We start from the raw sequence: 412 nt of genomic DNA, 5'->3' as shown, positions 1-412 counted from the left end.
ATCAGACTGGCATCGCATTGAGAAAGGAATAATTACAGGCTGCACCATCTCTGTTATCCTTTTCGCTCTTGCCATGAATATGGTTGTTAAGGCAGCTGAGGTGGAATGCAGAGGGCCCCTGACCAAGTCAGGTGTACGACAGCCCCCAATAAGAGCCTATATGGATGACCTTACCATCACAACGTCATCTGTCCCAGGTAGCAGGTGGATCTTACAAGGACTTGAGAGACTCATCACCTGGGCAAGGATGAGATTTAAGCCCTCAAAGTCAAGGTCCATGGTGCTGAAGAGGGGGAAAGTGGTTGACAAGTTCCGTTTCTCCATTTCAGGGATTGTCATCCCAACTATCACAGAGCAACCTGTTAAGAGCTTGGGGAAGCTTTTTGACTCTAGCCTGAAAGACACTGCTGCC

1 protein-coding gene is annotated in these 412 nt (G+C 48.5%); it reads left to right on the top strand.

Going from position 1 to position 412, the window contains the following annotated elements:
* Positions 1-16: 16 nt before the first annotated feature.
* Positions 17-412 (top strand): reverse transcriptase domain-containing protein (locus D4A39_RS19310; protein WP_267899615.1); only part of this gene is annotated, 396 nt, incomplete at its 3' end.

The sequence above is a fragment of the Alcanivorax profundi genome (assembly GCF_003597125.1).
GTDB lineage: Bacteria > Pseudomonadota > Gammaproteobacteria > Pseudomonadales > Alcanivoracaceae > Alcanivorax > Alcanivorax profundi.
Note: the sequence above shows the minus strand (reverse complement) of the source record. Positions and strands in the feature narration are given on the sequence as shown.